Raw genomic sequence first — 16,578 nt, 5'->3', positions numbered from 1 at the left:
CGATTTGAAAGCAAAAATATATACTAACCGATCCACATTAAAAATCCTAGTAGTATTCACAGGTCTTATTATTGGGGTGATATCAATTATTTATACCGAATTGCTGGTGAGTGAATTAAGACAAAGAGAATATGATCAAATAGATTTCTTTGCGAAAGTTCAATCAAAGCTAGCCACGATGAATGGACAGGATAATGCTGATGTTACTTTTCTTTTAATGGAGGTAATAAAAGGGAATGATTTGATTCCTGTAATTCTTGCAGACGAAAATCAGTACCCTATAAGTTCTAAAAACCTTGAGATTCCATCGGAACTGACGAATAAAGAAAAATTGAATTTCCTTTCTGAAAAAATTAAGGAAATGGAGCAGACCTATGCCCCAATAAAAATAGACTTTAATAATGGAGAAGTTCAGTATATCTATTATGCCGATTCTCATTTGATTAAAAACTTGAGATTCGCACCTCTTTTACAAATTTCCCTATTCGGTATTTTAGCATTGGCTGCATATTTAGTATTTTCTACTTCCAGAAGAGCAGAACAAAATCAGGTTTGGGCAGGATTGGCTAAGGAGACAGCACACCAATTAGGTACACCTATTTCTTCTTTAGTGGCTTGGATAGAGTATTTTAAAACTGATGAAGATTTTGATCAAAGCATTATAGAAGAGCTCCAAAAAGACGTCAATCGATTGGAGATGATTACCGCTAGGTTCTCAAATATTGGATCTGAACCTGTTTTGAAGCCTAAAAACTTGGAACCAAGTGTTAGAAATGCGGTGGATTATATGTCCAAACGAATTTCTTCTAAAGTAAAATTGGGAGTAGAATATAATATCGATAGTCAGGTGCAGATCAATATCAGTCGACCTTTGTTTGAATGGGTAATTGAAAATCTTTGTAGAAATGCAGTGGATGCGATGAATGGTGTTGGAGAAATTGATATCAAGATGCATCTGACACAACATAAGAACACAGCGATAATTGATATTAGAGATACAGGAAAGGGAATTCCAAAGAATAAATTATCAAAAGTGTTTGTACCTGGTTACACCACCAAGAAGCGTGGATGGGGCCTAGGTTTAACTTTGGTAAAAAGAATTGTTGAAGAATATCACGGAGGAAAAATATTCGTTTTAGACTCAGTGTTAGGGGAAGGAACAACATTCCGAATTATGATGCCTATAATTATGTAAGTTTAAGCATCAGATTGTAAGTTATATTAAGGATTTTGTTCCCAAAAAGATTGGTATTAAATAGCAATTTTATGATCTTTGTAATGGGTCGGTCACATATTGGATTTTTCAACGTGAACTCATATAAGGTGTACCGGTTATTGAAGAGCAGGCCTCAACTTTACTTCGGTAAAGTCATTCTTCGGAATGTTAACAGTGGAAGGTCGACATTTTGCTGGGAAACCTAATCTTGTTATAAATGGAAGAATTCCAACCGACCCTTTTTACTTTCAAAGCGATGCAATGCATGGCTTTTTCTTTTTATAAGGGGTATAGATAGTTTAAATTGATAATTTTTTGAAATTTTGCTAGATCATTTCTAAAGAAGATCTGAACTATTAAATTCATTTCATTACTTTTGTGTCCGTGAAACCAAAATATTTAACTGAACAAGCAATTACTTCATTCATACAAAGCGCCTTGAATGAAGATATTGGCGACGGAGATCATTCTACACTTTCTTCAGTTCCTGAAGATGCAGTAGAATCGGCAAAGATGATTTTTAAAGATAAAGGGATTGTAGCAGGAGTTGAAATTGCTGAAAGAATCTTTAAAACTGTAGACTCATCTTTAGAGGTAAAAGCACTAGTGGAAGAAGGAGACTTCTTAACACATGGAGATATAATAATGGAAATTAATGGTAAGGCACAGTCTATTTTAATAGCTGAGCGTTTAGCTTTAAATTGTATTCAACGTATGAGTGGTATTGCTACACACACTAACCGAGTAGTGAAGTTAGTGGAAGGAACGCATACTCAAATTTTAGATACAAGAAAGACTACTCCTAATTTCCGAATTCTAGAAAAATGGGCAGTACATTTAGGTGGTGGAAGAAACCATCGATTTGGACTATATGATATGGTTATGCTTAAAGATAATCATATTGATTATGCCGGTAGTATTCAACAAGCAGTAGCAGACACTAAAGCTTACCTAGCATCTAAAAATAAAGATCTTAAAATCGAAGTAGAGACTAGAAATTTAGACGAAGTGAAAGATGCTTTAGAGGCAAAAGTAGACGTGATTATGTTGGACAACATGGACTTCGAAACCATGAGAACAGCCGTTCTATTGGTTAATGGTCAATGTAAAACGGAAGCTTCTGGTGGTATTACAGAAGATAATGTAGCCAACGTTGCTCGTACAGGTGTTGATTTTATATCACTAGGTGCATTAACACATTCAAGTTTAAGTAAAGATATCAGCTTAAAAGCAGTAAAATAATTAACAAACAAAATGACAATCAAAACAAAAAAATATCAGTTAGACTCAAGTACTTATGTTAAACTTGGTTTAATGGGTGTAATGAAAGAATTATGGTGGTTCTGGTTCTTGCCAGCTGCTATTATTATTGTTCCTTCTTTGATCTGGCCAGATTCTATGGGTTGGTGGATCGGAACAGGTGTTATCCTTTCTGTTTTATATGTATTGTTCTGGTGGGCTCAGTTTATGGGAGCAACTCAAATGGAACAATCAAAGGTATTCTTTGAGCGTCTATCGTATGAAATTGATTCTCGTTTTATCATGATGAAAAAGAATGCGAAAGAAGGTATGCCAATTAAATGGGAAATGGTAAAATCAGTTCAGGTAAAAAAGGATGCTTTCGTTATTGTTTTAGGAAATGATAATATCGAAGCAAACAAAATTCAGAAGTTTTTCGCTTCTAAATTAGGTATGCCTCTATACTTGCCATTCTCTATTTTCAATGGGGATCAAGAAAAATATATGATGAAATTATTAGAGCGTAAAGGTTTAGTAACTTCAACAAAAGCATAAATCAATTTGATATAAAAAAGAGGTTGCATTATTCTAAAATGCAACCTCTTTTTTATATGCTGAAATGCAAGGTATAAATATCAAATACTCTTTATATAGAGGGAGGTTGTTTTACGAACCACTGAAAAAACGTGTTTAAAACTGTAAAATGATTTCCTTTTAAACGTATGTGGTGTTTTTCTTCCATCAAATCAGTAAATCTTCTTAATCGAGATTCTGAGATGATTTTATCTGAAACACCACTTACCAAATAAAAAGGAGTGTGATATTTATGGAGTATTTTCTTCAATTTCTTGTCAGAGAAACGTGCTTTTCTTAATGAAATCCAAGTACGAGCAATTCTTTTTGACTTTTCTTTTGAGTCTACACTGTTCAACGCAAACTGTGCAAGACCAGGGGAAATAAGGTGAATTGATTTAATGCTGGAAATTACCCTTCTTAAAAATTTGTTTTTTGACATGACAAATTTAAATATAGGGTTAATCATTTTATTGGTAAGGGCAGGGAAAAAGTAGTTTCTACCCACGCCATCAGGAGCGATTAAAAATAATTTATCACATTTTTTTGGATTCTGTTTATAACAGAATAAAGCTAATCGAGCCCCAATAGAGAATCCACATAATTGCCACGATTTAAATTTGTGTACTCTAGCATAATGGATAATAAAGTGATAAACGGTTAAAGGATAATTGGTACTTAAACTTCTATCAAACACATCGTTAGAAGAATGATAAGGTAAACTAATAGATAAAATTGTATATTCGTTAGTGTATGAAGAAATTGGGTTGTAAACATCATTTGTTTGTCCATAGCCATGGAAACAAATTAATAATTTTTGACCATTACCGAATACCTTAAAACCTTTAAAATTTTCTTGAATATTTTGAGAGAAGTAAAACAATTTTTTGATTCAAAATGTTAAGAGGTTGTAAAATTTAGGAAAACAGATTATATGAGTAACTATTCAATTAAAGATTTAGAACATTTAACCGGTGTAAAAGCTCACACAATCCGTATTTGGGAACAAAGATACAAAATAATAACCCCTAAACGTTCTGAAACGAATATAAGATACTATAACGATGCCGATTTAAAATTGATGCTCAATGTATCTTTACTTAACAATAACGGTTTCAAGATATCAAAGATTGCAAAATTAAGCCAAGACGATATTCATGATGAAGTTTTGAAAGTAGTTGAAACAAACGAAAACAACTTCGATCAGATTTCAGCACTAACCATGGCTATGTTGGAATATAACGAAGCACATTTTGAAAAGATAATAGCTTCTAATATTCTTAAGAAAGGTTTCGAAGACACAATGATACATATTGTGATGCCTTTTATGAGCCGAATTGGTATTTTATGGTTAACAGGTTCTGTATCGCCTGCTCAAGAGCATTTTATATCTAACCTTGTTAGACAAAAGATTATTGTTGCTACGGATGCACAGATTTTGGATAATGTACCAGAACAACCGTCCTTTATGTTATTTTTACCTGAAGGAGAGTTGCATGAGATATCATTATTATTTGCCGCTTACATGATACGTGCTAGAGGTTATCGAGTGATCTATTTAGGTCAATCTCTACCTTTTAATGAGCTGATTGATGTGTACAATTGTTTTAAACCGGAATACCTGCTTACGATTTCTACATCTTTATCTCAAATAGGGAATATGCAAGATTATATAGATAAGTTAGGAAACACCTTTCCTCAATCTAAAATTTTACTTACAGGTAGACAGATTGTAGGTAACGATTATAAAATGATAGATAACATGGAAGTATTGCCATCTATGCAGTACTTTATGGAATTACTGGAAAATATTAAAGTGACGGCTACTGTTCAATAGTAATGCTTGAAAAAGAGCAAATCGTCCCAATAGGAGGATTAAATTTCTTGATGACTACTTTCACGTTCAAAACATTATTAGTCCATTTATCATAGACATCATTTACTATATTCTGCCCAATAGTTTCAAGCAGCTTGGTAGATATATCCATATGCTTTTTGATAATCTCGAATAGTTCCATATAGTTAATGGTATTATCGAGATTATCTTCTTCTGCAGCTTTAGAAAAATTAGTGTCTACAGTAATATCTACACCATACTTATTTCCAATTTTTCTTTCTTCTTCGAAAAAGCCGTGATAAGCAAAGAACTCTAGTCCTTCTAAAGAAATACTATTCTTCATTATTTACTTTCAACAAGGTTTAGATCTTCAAAGAAACTCGTTTCAGTAGACGGATCTAATGAGACCTTCTCGTTTAGTTCCTTCGTTTTTTCTTTTTGAATTTTCACAGAAGCCTGATCGGCGTGTGCCATATCTTTTATTGCCTGTAATCTTCTTGCCTCAGATAAAGTTTTTTCTGCCATTTCACTTAACGCATTAAGTAATTTGTCCGAATAATTATCAATTGCTTGATAATCACGTTTCATCATTTTGGTGTCCTTACGCAGTTTATCCATGTCATTGCTATAGCGTTTTTTTGCTTCCTGCATTGCATTGTCAGCACGTTCTTCGGCTTCTTTTAAAATGAATTCGGCACGTTGCTTTGCAGTTGCAATAATGGTGTCTGCTTGTTTTTCAACTTCTCTAAGTGCAATTTTTTTAGCGTGTTCGGCAGAGTTGATGCTGTCAATCATTTTCTCCTCTAAACGCTCAAATTGATCTAATCTCTTTTTGTTTTCAAGAAGTTCTTCAAGAAGGTTGTCGTTTTGTTCTCGTAATAATTCAATTTCTTTTGCAACAGTATGTAACAATCGTGTAACATCTTTTGCGTCGTAACCTCCAAAAATTTTCTTCTTGAAGTTTTTGTTAATCAAGTCGTTTGGTTCGATACTCATGGTCTAATTTGTTAATTGAAAAAGTGATAGAAAGTTTTCTCAATTTAATCCTCTTCCAAACATTTTTCAAAATTTTTCTCTAATTCTTGCCAATAATTTTCGTCCGACTCCGGAACTGCAATTACTTCATTACCAGTTTGAAGCCTCCAATAATTGGAATTATAAAGGCATTGTTTCTGGTAATCGGACAGTTTATTGTACTGGGCAAAATTCTTTGATTTTCCTTTTTCTGATAAAAGTTTTTGATAAATCTCTTTGGTTTTCATTATTGAAATCCTTTGTTTTTTAAAGTTAAGCGTTCAAATCCTACATCAAATATACCTTCTTCTATCCAAAAACCTTCCATGCTTTCTTCATCAATTTGTTTATAGATCACTAAGCCTTTGAAAGTATGTTCATTGTCTTTATAAACAAAATCTACTTTTAAAAAATTGGAGATAATTTGTCCTTCTCCCTTTTGATACAAATTACTAATGCCCACTGCCCAATCAAATGAATAATTCTGCTCTAATTTTTCTATACTTAATGCACCTGTGTATTTACTTGACTTATCCCAAGGATTATGTCCTTCAACGGCATAATTACCATGTATATCAGATAGTGAGTGAGTGGTGAGATTTTCCAAAGGAGATTGTTGATGAAGTTGTATGTAGGCATTCTCCAATAATTGGAATTGATCTTCTATGTTATGTTCATCAATTTCATCATCTATATAATTTACAGATGGATTTCTTTTAAAAAACTGAAGGCATTTTTTTATAAACTTCATTAATTCGGTCTTCCTATGTTATAAGTAAACCCTAGAAATAAACTTAAAGTGTGTTCGTAGATTCCCATATTGTTATTTCTAACGCCTTGCAAAACTAATCGCTGTTCAGGAATTATTTCTACAGGATCAGAAAAATTGGCCACCTGTTTTAGATTATTATCTATTGCGAAAGAATATTGTAAACCAGCAATAATATCTGTTTTTAAAATGGTAAACTGTCCACCAACAGTAGCGTGGTACTGGTCTATAGAGAAAGAAGTGATTTCTGAGGGATAACGGTTGTCAAAACCGCCATCATAATCATCGTAAACAAAATCTGTTCGGAAACCAGACATGATTTCGATATTATCTTCCAATTTTACACGGTAACCTATGGCAATATTAGTGACCTCATTGTTTTGTGCATAGTAGTTTAGCCAATCATCTGTTCTAATGCCGATAATGTTGTTGGTAACATATGGCCCAGGTTCTTGATCTTCGATTTTCTTATATCTATTGACTTTACCAAAGTATTCCCCTGTAAAATAAAAAGAGGAGTTTTTGTGTTTATAAGTAGCTCCAAAAGCAACGCTGAATGGATCTTTATGAGCTGTTGGTAATTCTTCTTGATATTCGGAAACCAACATATTGGGTAATAAATCACCACTTTGATTATGGATATTTTGCATGGAAACTTCTCTATACACTTTCGATTCACCCAAATAGTTGATAGAAGGAGTTTGTACTGCCATTCCAAATTGCCAGTCTCTCCATTGATATTTTAAACCTAACTTAAATAATAATCGGGATGAATAACCGGATAGGGATTGAACATTTTTGTATTGTGAAATGTAAAAAGAATCATCAGAAGTGACGGGTTCAGCAGAAAATGCCCGAGTATCAATTTCATAATCATATTTAAAACTCACATAAGAGTGGTAACCTGAAATACCAATACTGAATTTATCATCAAATTTTTTGGCGATACCGATACTTAACCAATAATCTTCATAATTCATACGGTAATAGTAATCTGCTAAATATATTTCATCACCAGTTCTACTTTTAATAATATCCAACTCTTGGGCATTTCTGCTCCTTAATTCTGTAGATACTTTATCTCTGGTAAAACTCGCTAATTCAATACTAGTGCTTTTCCATCTTTTAGGACGTAGTAAGAAGGCGACAAAACGAGGTTGAACTTTGAAATTCCAATCGTTGTAACCATCTCCACCTCCTAAGGCATTGTTGTACCTGTAGATATATAGGCTGAAAATATTTGCAGAAATAGCAAATTTTTGATAATCGATATCAGCAATTTGAGCAGGGTTGTAAAAAATGGCTGCAATACCACTTCCTCCACCAACAACGGCTCCAGAGAGCAAATTGGCATCAGTATTAAAACTATTACTCCAGTAACGCTTTGACTGAGCGTTGGTTGATAATGAAAAGAGAAGTAAAAGCCAGAGTAGATTAATTGTGTTTTTGATCATGAAAGGAGCTAGATTTCTTTGCAGTTAATAAAGTTAATAAAATAGATTAAAGATTTCTTTTTCAATATTCAAAAAGGTTCGTTAATTTAATAATCTGAGGGGAGTTAATACATAATTTTCTTCCTTCTTATAAAAATAAATTAAAGCTATTGAAACTCCATTCAATTGTCACGTTCAATCTAACTTATTACCAATCAATGAATTTTTATAGATTGTTGAAGAGTTGCTTCTTTCTGTTACTCTGTGGTATATCCACATTTGTAGTAGGGCAGGAAGATAGCCCACCTACACTTAAAAAGCAGCATTACTTTATTGCAGGCATAAACTTATCACCTACTAATAAATCCCAAGATTTAGCCTTTTCTCCTTTAACTTATAAAGGAAGAGGAATAGGAGGGTCTGTAGGGTATTTACTGACTTCTGAAAAATTTGAATTTCTAATTGACGGAGGGTTTGATTTTGGTATTCTTTATACTCATTTATCGGGGGTGACTGATGCTGGAGGTAATATTTTTTATTACGTTCCTGTACATACCCATGCTCTTTGGAAAGTAAATCCAGTATTTAGTTCTAAGGAGAATGTTCACTTTAAAGTGGGTGCAGCCATAGATTTTACAGGAAATTATCGAGGTAATTTCTCCTACACTAATTCATCTTTAAATTTTGAATACGTAAGTGGCTTTGGATTAGCAACTCAATTTGCTTGGGATGTATCCTTACCATCTTCTGGTAAGTTTTTAAGAAAGAAAGATAGAGATTTTACTTTTTTATGGAATTTCTCTTTACCGCTTATGGGAACATATATTCGACCAAGCTATAATACAATCAGTAATTTTACTACAGGAGCTAATTTCATTTCTGGGGAAGGAAAAAACAATTTTGCTTTTATCGGAGACCTGGTTCAAGTGAGTTCAAGGTTGGAATTTTATTATCACTTACATAACAAAAATGCTTTACGTTTTAACTATGTGTGGAGATATTATGGCGTAAACGAGGGAAGTAGTGGAACATCAAAAGGTGCTTCTCATCGATTAGGAATCGCATTTATGTTTAACCTAACTGGAAAGTAGAAAATGAAAAATAAAGTATATATAGTGACTGTTATTCTTGCATCACTTCTTTTCAGTAGTTGTGAGAATTTGTTTATTGAAAAAGACCCTTCATCTGGAAATAGACAAACTTTTGAATATTTATGGCAGAAAACGAAAGAGCAATATTCTTATTTCGAATTAAAAAATATTGATTGGGATAGTGTGTATTCTGTTTATGATGGGGTGATTACAGATAATATGTCTCAGGAAGAATTCTTTATCATGATGTTTGATATGATGGCCACATTAAAAGATGGACATGTAAATTTGTATTCTCCTTTTAATGTGTCAAGATACCCTGAGTTAGCTGTTCCGGATTCTAATTATAACGTCCGTATTGTTCGAGATACTTATCTAAGTAGCTATTATGCCCAAACTGGACCTTTAACCAACGATTTGATTCATGAATTGGATTCTACAGGAAATAAAGTACCTTTAGTTAGAGCTGTTAATGGACAAAACAAGGGAATCCTCTATGTAAGATATAGCAGTTTTTCATCTATGATTTCTAATTATGATATCGACTATGTAATTACAAGATATCGAAATGTAACAGAGGGGATGATCTTTGATGTAAGAAGTAACGGAGGAGGATCGCCATTGAATATTTTCCAGATATGCGAGAGATTTATTCCATCGGATGCAGGTAATGTAACGCTTTATTATAGTAGAAATAAATCAGGTACCGGACCAAATGATTTTGATGAATGGCTTCCTGCAGATATTTCTCCAAGCGGTTATCATTATCCAGGAAAAATCGTTGTACTAACGGATAGAGGTTGCTACAGTGCTACTTCTTATTTTGCGACTGCTTTACAAGCCGTTAAAAAGTTACATCCAGTAAAAATCATTGGAGTACCAACAGGAGGTGGACTTGGTGCACCAAGAGGTGGTCAGTTACCAAATGGATGGTATTATAGAATGTCAGTTACTCAAACTAGGTCAGTAGATGGTAATACAGAATATGAACTGGGAGTACCCCCAGATATCTATGTTACTCAGCAACCTTCTGATACACAAGAGAATAAAGATACGTTGATTGAAAGAGCCATAGATGAGATTTTTAATGGATCGTGGTAAAATGAATTTTTTTATAATTTTATATAAAAAAGGGCAACATTTTTTATGTAATACTCGTGTATATAAATGCGAATAATACTAAAACATATACGATCTTTAATAACGTAAGATCCAAATCTAAGAGGGCGCAACTTATGAAAATAGGTTGCGTTTTTTTATACCTGAAACTTTTTAAGGTGAGTGGAATTAAAATCTTTATTCAGAAATAATATCAAGTGTTATTTAACTGATAGAGAAAAAAAAGCCACTTCAAATAAATGAAGTGGCTATATATAGCGATTAGACTATTTTTATCTTAATTGCTTGGCAAAGTCAAATTAGATTAGGATTCTAACTGGATCTTCCATTAATCCTTTCAGCGTTTTCAAGAATGCTGCACCAATAGCACCATCTACAGATCTGTGGTCACATGTAAGAGTAATCTTCATGATGTTACCAGGTACGATCTGACCGTTTTTCACAACAGGTACTTGCTTGATACCGCCTACAGCTAAGATACAAGATGCAGGAGCATTAATGATAGAAGTGAATTGCTCGATGCCAAACATACCCAAGTTTGAAATTGTGAATGTAGCACCAGACATTTCGTCTAAACCAAGTTTTTTGTCTTTTGCTTTACCAGCCATATCTTTTACAGTAGAAGATATTTGTGATAAAGACAACATGTCTGTGTTTCTGATTACAGGAACAACAAGACCGTCAGGAATAGCAACAGCTACACCCACGTTGATATGATTAGCAACTTTGATTACATCACCTTCGACTAAAGAGTTCACCAATGGGTGCATCTTTAATGAAGTAGCAACAGCTTTCACTACCATATCGTTGAATGAAATCTTCGCCTCAGCAATCTCGTTCATAGACTTTCTTGCGGCCATAGCCTTGTCCATGTCGATATCCATTGTTAAATAGAAGTGAGGAGCACCAAATTGACTTGATGTAAGATTTCTAGCAATTGCTTTACGCATGCTATTCATCGGTTGATCGTCGAAACTTTCAACACCTGCAGGTAGTGCAGCAGCTGGAGCAGCAGCGGCAGCAACAGGAGTTGGAGAAGGAACGTACGCTTCAACGTCTCTTTTGATTACTCTACCGTGCTCACCTGAACCTGGGATCATAGCGATGTTAAAACCTCTATCCTCAGCCATTTTCTTAGCCAATGGAGAAGCAAAAACTCTTTTACCGTCGTGTTCTGGAGCAGGAGCAGCTTCTCTAGATTGAGCAACTGCAGGAGCAGTAGCAGGAGCTGCTTTAGGTGCTTGAGCAGGGGCAGCAGCTGGTTGAGCCGCTGGAGCTTCAGCTTTTGGAGCTGGAGCAGGAGCCGCCTCAGCAGGAGCTGCAGACTTTTGCTCTTCAGCTTTTAATAAAGTTTCGTAGTCTGCGCCTTCTTCACCGATGATAGCGATAACACCATCAACAGGAACAGAACCACCGTCCTCAACAGCAACGTACAATAGTTTACCTTCGTCATAAGACTCTAGTTCCATTGTTGCTTTGTCAGTTTGAACTTCAGCAAGGATATCACCCGCGTTCACTTCATCACCAACTTTCATTAACCATTGAGAGATTGTACCGTCAGTCATTGTATCTGACATTTTCGGCATTTTCACTACTGTTGCATTGATGCCTGATACATCAATAGCTTCAGCAGCTGGAGCTGCAGCCGGTGCAGGTGCTTCTTCAGCAGCAGGTGCTGGAGCACTTTCAGCTGGTGCAGCGGATGTATTTCCGTCTAGAAGAGATTGATAGTCTTCTCCCTCTTCACCAACAATTGCGATAACTCCGTCAACAGGGACTGCCTGTTTTTCTTCAACAGCGATGTATAATAAAACGCCGTCCTCGTAGTTTTCAAGTTCCATAGTGGCTTTATCTGTTTCCACTTCTGCGATGATATCGCCCGATGAAATCTCGTCTCCTACTTTTACTAACCAAGATGCGATCACGCCTTCTGTCATTGTATCTGACATCTTAGGCATTCTGATTACTTCTGCCATAATCTAATTAAGACTCTAATTTTGTTTGTCTCTACATTTTTCGTTTTCGTGCCAAAAATAAACAGAAATTTTAAATATTATGTAAAGTTTAGAGATTTAGTATTCATTTAAATTTATATGTTTTGATTTTCATTGAACTTTTTAGCAATTTCTTACGTTCATTTTCATTTTTTTTATTAATTTGAAATAAGCTAAGCTCTTGAAATTTTACTCTTGTCTATACTTGAAATATTACAATTGCTAGTTAACCCTTTACATCATTCTTTGGCAGGCTTTTAGACTTCTTCAAAAAATCTGACTTACTCAAATGAGGACATTTACTATGCGAATAAATTTTAGTAAAACATTACCAATATTATTTCTATTCATAACTTCTATGGTAAATGCACAACATTTTTTCCACTTAGATAAGTTTGGAAAAAACCGTGTACAATACGAAGTTTTTGATTGGAGTTATATAGAAACAGAACATTTCGAGCTGTATTATTATGGCTATGGAATCACTATTGCCAAGATCGCAGGTGAGATAGCTGAGAGAGAATATCAGTATTTAACCGAAACGATTGGTCATGCTCCTTTTTATAAAACGAAGGTGCTTGTCTATAATTCCATTCAAGATTTAAGACAAAGTAATATTGGTTTATTTCAACAAGGATATGCTGCTACTGGACAAACAAATTTTATTCGTTCAGAGGTAGAGGTGTCTTTTAGTGGGAGTAAAGAAATTTTTGAAGAGGAAGTGAAAAGAGCTATTTCCGATGCATTTATTTTTGAAATGATGTACGGTGGTTCGTTAAAAGATATGATTAAATCGTCTTACTTACTGAACTTACCCAATTGGTTTGTTGTAGGAGCTTCTGATTATATCGCTAGAGGTTGGTCAAGAGAAATGGACGATATGGTAAGAGACTTTTTCTCTAGACATCCAAAGAAATTCCCAAATATTAGATACATAGAAGGTGATGATGCCCGTATTGTAGGTCAGTCCATTTGGAATTACTTGGTGGAAACCTATGGAAAAAGTAATATGGCCAGTACTTTAAACCTGACGAAAATTATTCGGGATGAAAAAGTCGCCATACAAAACACTTTGGGGATATCCTATGAAGAATTTATAGCAGGTTGGAAAGAGTTTTATCTAGCAGAGCACAAGACATTGGATAAAAACTATAAAGACATCGATGCCAAAAACAGAATAAAACGAAATAGAAAATCAAGAATTTATAATAAAGTAAACTATAGTCCAGAAGGGACAAAGTTAGCGTATACTGAAAATGAGAATGGTAAATATAAGATCAATGTTTACGATTTAGAGAAGAAGAAAAACACTACAGTATTTAAAAGTGGCTATAAAGTCGTAAATCAGCAAATTGATTATGATGTGCCATTAGTAGATTGGATATCAGAAGATGAATTAGTTGTTTTTTCACAGAAGAAAGGACAAAACTATATGTGGATTTATAATTTATCCAAAGGTGGTTTCAATACATTTTTTAGATACTTGAAGCGTAAAATTGAGTTTAAATTTGATCATATCAATGATGTATCAGTTTCTCCGGATGGAAAACGAATTGTGATGAGTGCTGAGAGAAGAGGTCAAACTGATATTTACGAACACAATGTTGCCCGAAGAAGAACAAGACAAATCACCAAAGATTATTTCGATGATTTATCACCTTCTTATATGAACAATAGTAATGATATCATTTTCTCATCAAACAGAACCAATGATTCTACTAAGTCAAAAAAGGGAAATATAGAAGACATCACAAGTACGTTTAATTTATATAAGTACGATAAAAGTAAGCCAACAGAGCTGCAACGTCTGACCAATAATTTAGGAAAAGACTTCAAACCTCAAATGGTGAACGATAGTACAGTTTTATTCCTTAGTGATCGAAAAGGTATTACAAACTTTTTTGTATATGAATTGACGGATTCATTAACTCGTCAGGTATCCAACTTTAAATACAGTATTAAAGATTTTTCTTCTTCAGGTAAAAGAGTAGCGTTTATTGCTTATCAAGATGAGAAAGAACATATGTATGAGGGTAGAATTAACCCAAATAAAAATGTGTTCACTCCTAAAACAAGAAGACAGCAGATTATGGATCTGAGGGAGTTAAGAGAGATTAAAAAGAAGAAAGAACTACAACGTAAACGTAAGGAGGAAGAAGAAAAACGTATGGCGCTGTTTAGAGAACAGCAAAAAATGAAAGAACTTAAACGAATTCAAGATTCTATCTATCAAGCAAAATTAGAAGAGGATTTCTTAAAAGAAACTACCGAAGAGTTAGATAGTGCACAAAGTGAGCAAATAGTTTGGGAGGACACGGATTCCTTAACTCAAGAACAGGAAACGGTTACTTTGGAAGAAAAAGAAGAGGAATTAGTTGTTCAGGAAGAGAAACCAAAAGTGGTTGTAGATCCTATGGATGAAGAGATCGATTTTGATAACTTCACGTTCATCACTTCTACAAAAGAGAAAGAAGAAGAAGCTAATGATGGCATCTTACCAAATAAACCCACTTATTCTGATAACGGAAAAGAAGCCAATACAGACAATTACAAATTCTTCTCTTACAGTAAAAATAAAAGAGATGCGTTTTGGGCAAAATATAATTCGAGATTACAAGCGAAAAATGAAGCAACCAAAAAGAAATCTATGTTTACAAAATCGAGAGATTACGAAACAAGATTTTCTGTGGATGGATTCAATACCAACATGAGATTTGACCCATTGTACGGTTCAGGACTTCAGTTTGAAGTAATGATGACAGATGCAATGGAAAACCATAAAATCAATGCAGGTTTATTTGGAACATTCTCTTTAAACAATGGTAACTTCTTCGCAGAATATCTTTACTTAAAACGTCGAGTTGACTTCTCCCTTCGTTTTGAAAGAAATGCTTTAGAAATAGAGCAAAGAGCACAGAAATATTCTAAATCGTACTATGAAGGTGGAATTTCATTACCAGTAAGTATTCGTAGTAGAATTGAATTCCAACCTTTCCTAACATTCACAAGATATTCTGATACCTCACTTCAACCTGGTTTAACAGTTCCTGATACCAAACGTTTTTGGACAGGTTTTAACGTAGAATATGTATTTGATAACAGCTTAGAGAGAGGGAAAAACATGTTGATTGGTACTCGTGCAAAAATAAGATACGAGAACTATGTGGGATTAAATGATATATCTTTTTCATTCCAAAATTTAAGTTTCGATATCAGACGTTATCAAAAAGTACTTCGATCGATGACCCTTGCTTTGAGAGCATCTGCAGGATCGTTCTTCGGAAAAACACCAATGACGTATCGTTTAGGAGGTATGGATAACTGGGCCTTTGGTTCAATGGATAGCGACCCTAGGGGAGTGCCGAGAGAAAATCAAACTATTGAAGAAGCCGATTTAACTCATTTATTTTTCACCCAATTCAATATGCCTATGAGAGGTTTTAATTGGAACAAGTGGGAAGGTGAGAATTACATGTTATTTAATGCGGAGTTGAGAATGCCAGTCATGAAGTTCTTGACGAAGAGACCAGTAAAATCAAAATTACTTAGAGATTTACAGTTGACCGTATTCTTTGATATTGGTTCTGCTTGGACTGGTGTGAACCCATTTGAAGAGGATAACTCATTAAATACTGAAGAGATATCTTCGGGTGCTTTTGATGCTACCGTGAAGAACTTTAGATATCCTTTCTTGATGGGGCATGGTGTAGGTGCTAGAACCACATTATTAGGTTATTACTTAAAATTAGACGTTGCTTGGGGAATTGAAGACGGATTTAGACAATCAAAACCAAAGTATTATGTAACTTTAGGGCATGATTTTTAAATTCAACTTCAAATAGAACTTTTTATGACTAATTTGAGTAAACTAATCGTACTAATTTTTATTGGTATTTTAGCTTCTAGCTTTAATCTACCATCTTCATCGGAATCGACGACATATTTCATCAATCCTGTGCTACAAGTAACAGTAATGGATACTAAAGGAAATGTTGTTGAAGGTGCTACGGTAATTATTTATGAAACTGAAGATGATGCGTGGGACGAGGAAAATGGCGTAGAAGCAAAGACAAAAACAAACCATAATGGAAGAGTGAAATTCACTAAAGGTTTGAAAGAAAAAGCATATTATGTTGTAGCCAAAAAAGGAAAATTGGTTTCTGAGGATGGCTTGAAATCAACAAAGCTTAAGAAAAATAAACTAAATAAGATTAATGTAATCATCGGTGAGGAAAAAGGAATTACTATTCCAAAGATGAACTAATTCTTATTTTGAATTTGATAAAAATGGAT

At 34.2% G+C, this 16,578-nt stretch carries 15 protein-coding genes; 8 read left to right on the top strand and 7 right to left on the bottom strand.

Annotated features, from left to right (window positions below; genetic code table 11):
- The first annotated feature begins 4 nt into the window (after nucleotides 1–4).
- From KMW28_RS15625 to KMW28_RS15615, 3 genes are all read left to right on the top strand, one after another.
- A complete protein-coding gene (locus KMW28_RS15625; protein WP_205958124.1) occupies nucleotides 5–1,195 on the top strand; it encodes a sensor histidine kinase in 1,191 nt (396 codons plus the stop codon).
- A 405-nt stretch (nucleotides 1,196–1,600) separates the two neighbouring features.
- Complete coding sequence (gene nadC, locus KMW28_RS15620; protein ID WP_169662651.1) at nucleotides 1,601–2,458, top strand: carboxylating nicotinate-nucleotide diphosphorylase; 858 nt, start codon at nucleotides 1,601–1,603, stop codon at nucleotides 2,456–2,458.
- Nucleotides 2,459–2,470: 12 nt separating this feature from the next.
- Entirely contained in the window at nucleotides 2,471–3,010 is a 540-nt protein-coding gene (locus KMW28_RS15615; protein ID WP_169662650.1) for a hypothetical protein, read from the top strand.
- A 91-nt stretch (nucleotides 3,011–3,101) separates the two neighbouring features.
- Here KMW28_RS15615 and KMW28_RS15610 read toward each other — a convergent pair whose 3' ends face one another.
- Nucleotides 3,102–3,911, bottom strand: a complete 810-nt coding sequence (locus tag KMW28_RS15610; RefSeq protein ID WP_066204869.1) for an alpha/beta hydrolase family protein — start codon at nucleotides 3,909–3,911, stop codon at nucleotides 3,102–3,104.
- Nucleotides 3,912–3,962: 51 nt separating this feature from the next.
- Between KMW28_RS15610 and KMW28_RS15605 the strand changes: the two genes are divergently transcribed.
- Entirely contained in the window at nucleotides 3,963–4,865 is a 903-nt protein-coding gene (locus KMW28_RS15605; RefSeq protein ID WP_169662649.1) for a MerR family transcriptional regulator, read from the top strand.
- Here KMW28_RS15605 and folB read toward each other — a convergent pair.
- Genes folB through KMW28_RS15580 form a run of 5 tightly spaced genes read right to left on the bottom strand, consistent with a single transcriptional unit; the run spans nucleotide 4,852 to nucleotide 8,102 of the window.
- Nucleotides 4,852–5,208: a dihydroneopterin aldolase gene (gene folB, locus KMW28_RS15600; RefSeq protein WP_169662648.1), complete on the bottom strand. Its 357-nt coding sequence runs from the start codon at nucleotides 5,206–5,208 to the stop codon at nucleotides 4,852–4,854. The two genes, KMW28_RS15605 and folB, sit on opposite strands and share 14 nt — an antisense overlap.
- Nucleotides 5,208–5,861, bottom strand: coding sequence for a DivIVA domain-containing protein (locus tag KMW28_RS15595; RefSeq protein WP_169662647.1), 654 nt, complete (start codon nucleotides 5,859–5,861; stop codon nucleotides 5,208–5,210). Before KMW28_RS15595 ends, folB begins: the two co-directional genes overlap by 1 nt.
- 44 nt (nucleotides 5,862–5,905) lie before the next feature.
- The gene (locus KMW28_RS15590; RefSeq protein WP_066204881.1) at nucleotides 5,906–6,127 is read right to left on the bottom strand and encodes a hypothetical protein; all 222 of its coding nucleotides are present in this window, start codon (nucleotides 6,125–6,127) and stop codon (nucleotides 5,906–5,908) included.
- Nucleotides 6,127–6,630, bottom strand: a complete 504-nt coding sequence (locus tag KMW28_RS15585) for a hypothetical protein (protein ID WP_169662646.1) — start codon at nucleotides 6,628–6,630, stop codon at nucleotides 6,127–6,129. The genes KMW28_RS15590 and KMW28_RS15585 overlap by 1 nt, the downstream gene beginning before the upstream one ends.
- Entirely contained in the window at nucleotides 6,630–8,102 is a 1,473-nt protein-coding gene (locus KMW28_RS15580) for a hypothetical protein (protein WP_169662645.1), read from the bottom strand. The genes KMW28_RS15585 and KMW28_RS15580 overlap by 1 nt, the downstream gene beginning before the upstream one ends.
- A gap of 197 nt (nucleotides 8,103–8,299) precedes the next feature.
- On the opposite strand from KMW28_RS15580, the gene KMW28_RS15575 reads away from it, so the two are divergent.
- Both KMW28_RS15575 and KMW28_RS15570 read left to right on the top strand, forming a co-directional pair.
- Nucleotides 8,300–9,172 carry a hypothetical protein gene (locus KMW28_RS15575; RefSeq protein ID WP_169662644.1) on the top strand — a complete coding sequence of 291 codons (873 nt, stop codon included), beginning with the start codon at nucleotides 8,300–8,302 and terminating at the stop codon, nucleotides 9,170–9,172.
- A gap of 3 nt (nucleotides 9,173–9,175) precedes the next feature.
- Nucleotides 9,176–10,273: a S41 family peptidase gene (locus tag KMW28_RS15570; protein ID WP_169662643.1), complete on the top strand. Its 1,098-nt coding sequence runs from the start codon at nucleotides 9,176–9,178 to the stop codon at nucleotides 10,271–10,273.
- Between the two features lie 317 nt (nucleotides 10,274–10,590).
- On the opposite strand, the gene KMW28_RS15565 is transcribed toward KMW28_RS15570, so the two are convergent.
- Nucleotides 10,591–12,267 (bottom strand): 2-oxo acid dehydrogenase subunit E2, encoded by a 1,677-nt coding sequence (locus KMW28_RS15565; protein ID WP_169662642.1) that lies wholly within the window; start codon nucleotides 12,265–12,267, stop codon nucleotides 10,591–10,593.
- Between the two features lie 376 nt (nucleotides 12,268–12,643).
- Here KMW28_RS15565 and KMW28_RS15560 point away from each other — a divergent pair, with 376 nt between their 5' ends.
- Nucleotides 12,644–16,111 carry a hypothetical protein gene (locus tag KMW28_RS15560; protein WP_215585752.1) on the top strand — a complete coding sequence of 1,156 codons (3,468 nt, stop codon included), beginning with the start codon at nucleotides 12,644–12,646 and terminating at the stop codon, nucleotides 16,109–16,111.
- A 33-nt stretch (nucleotides 16,112–16,144) separates the two neighbouring features.
- Nucleotides 16,145–16,549 (top strand): hypothetical protein, encoded by a 405-nt coding sequence (locus KMW28_RS15555; RefSeq protein WP_183363924.1) that lies wholly within the window; start codon nucleotides 16,145–16,147, stop codon nucleotides 16,547–16,549.
- Nucleotides 16,550–16,578: the final 29 nt, after the last annotated feature.

Origin of the sequence: Flammeovirga yaeyamensis, from assembly GCF_018736045.1 — a bacterium.
Lineage (GTDB): Bacteria > Bacteroidota > Bacteroidia > Cytophagales > Flammeovirgaceae > Flammeovirga > Flammeovirga yaeyamensis.
This window is presented reverse-complemented; position numbering and strand designations above follow the sequence as displayed.

What these genes read in the sequence shown, in the direction of transcription:
- KMW28_RS15615 (WP_169662650.1), top strand. Translation starts at nt 2,471, where the DNA reads ATGACAATCAAAACAAAAAAATATCAGTTAGACTCAAGTACTTATGTT.
- KMW28_RS15605 (WP_169662649.1), top strand. Translation starts at nt 3,963, where the DNA reads ATGAGTAACTATTCAATTAAAGATTTAGAACATTTAACCGGTGTAAAA.
- folB (WP_169662648.1), bottom strand. Translation starts at nt 5,208, where the DNA reads ATGAAGAATAGTATTTCTTTAGAAGGACTAGAGTTCTTTGCTTATCAC.
- KMW28_RS15595 (WP_169662647.1), bottom strand. Translation starts at nt 5,861, where the DNA reads ATGAGTATCGAACCAAACGACTTGATTAACAAAAACTTCAAGAAGAAA.
- KMW28_RS15590 (WP_066204881.1), bottom strand. Translation starts at nt 6,127, where the DNA reads ATGAAAACCAAAGAGATTTATCAAAAACTTTTATCAGAAAAAGGAAAA.
- KMW28_RS15585 (WP_169662646.1), bottom strand. Translation starts at nt 6,630, where the DNA reads ATGAAGTTTATAAAAAAATGCCTTCAGTTTTTTAAAAGAAATCCATCT.
- KMW28_RS15580 (WP_169662645.1), bottom strand. Translation starts at nt 8,102, where the DNA reads ATGATCAAAAACACAATTAATCTACTCTGGCTTTTACTTCTCTTTTCA.
- KMW28_RS15575 (WP_169662644.1), top strand. Translation starts at nt 8,300, where the DNA reads ATGAATTTTTATAGATTGTTGAAGAGTTGCTTCTTTCTGTTACTCTGT.
- KMW28_RS15570 (WP_169662643.1), top strand. Translation starts at nt 9,176, where the DNA reads ATGAAAAATAAAGTATATATAGTGACTGTTATTCTTGCATCACTTCTT.
- KMW28_RS15565 (WP_169662642.1), bottom strand. Translation starts at nt 12,267, where the DNA reads ATGGCAGAAGTAATCAGAATGCCTAAGATGTCAGATACAATGACAGAA.
- KMW28_RS15560 (WP_215585752.1), top strand. Translation starts at nt 12,644, where the DNA reads ATGGTAAATGCACAACATTTTTTCCACTTAGATAAGTTTGGAAAAAAC.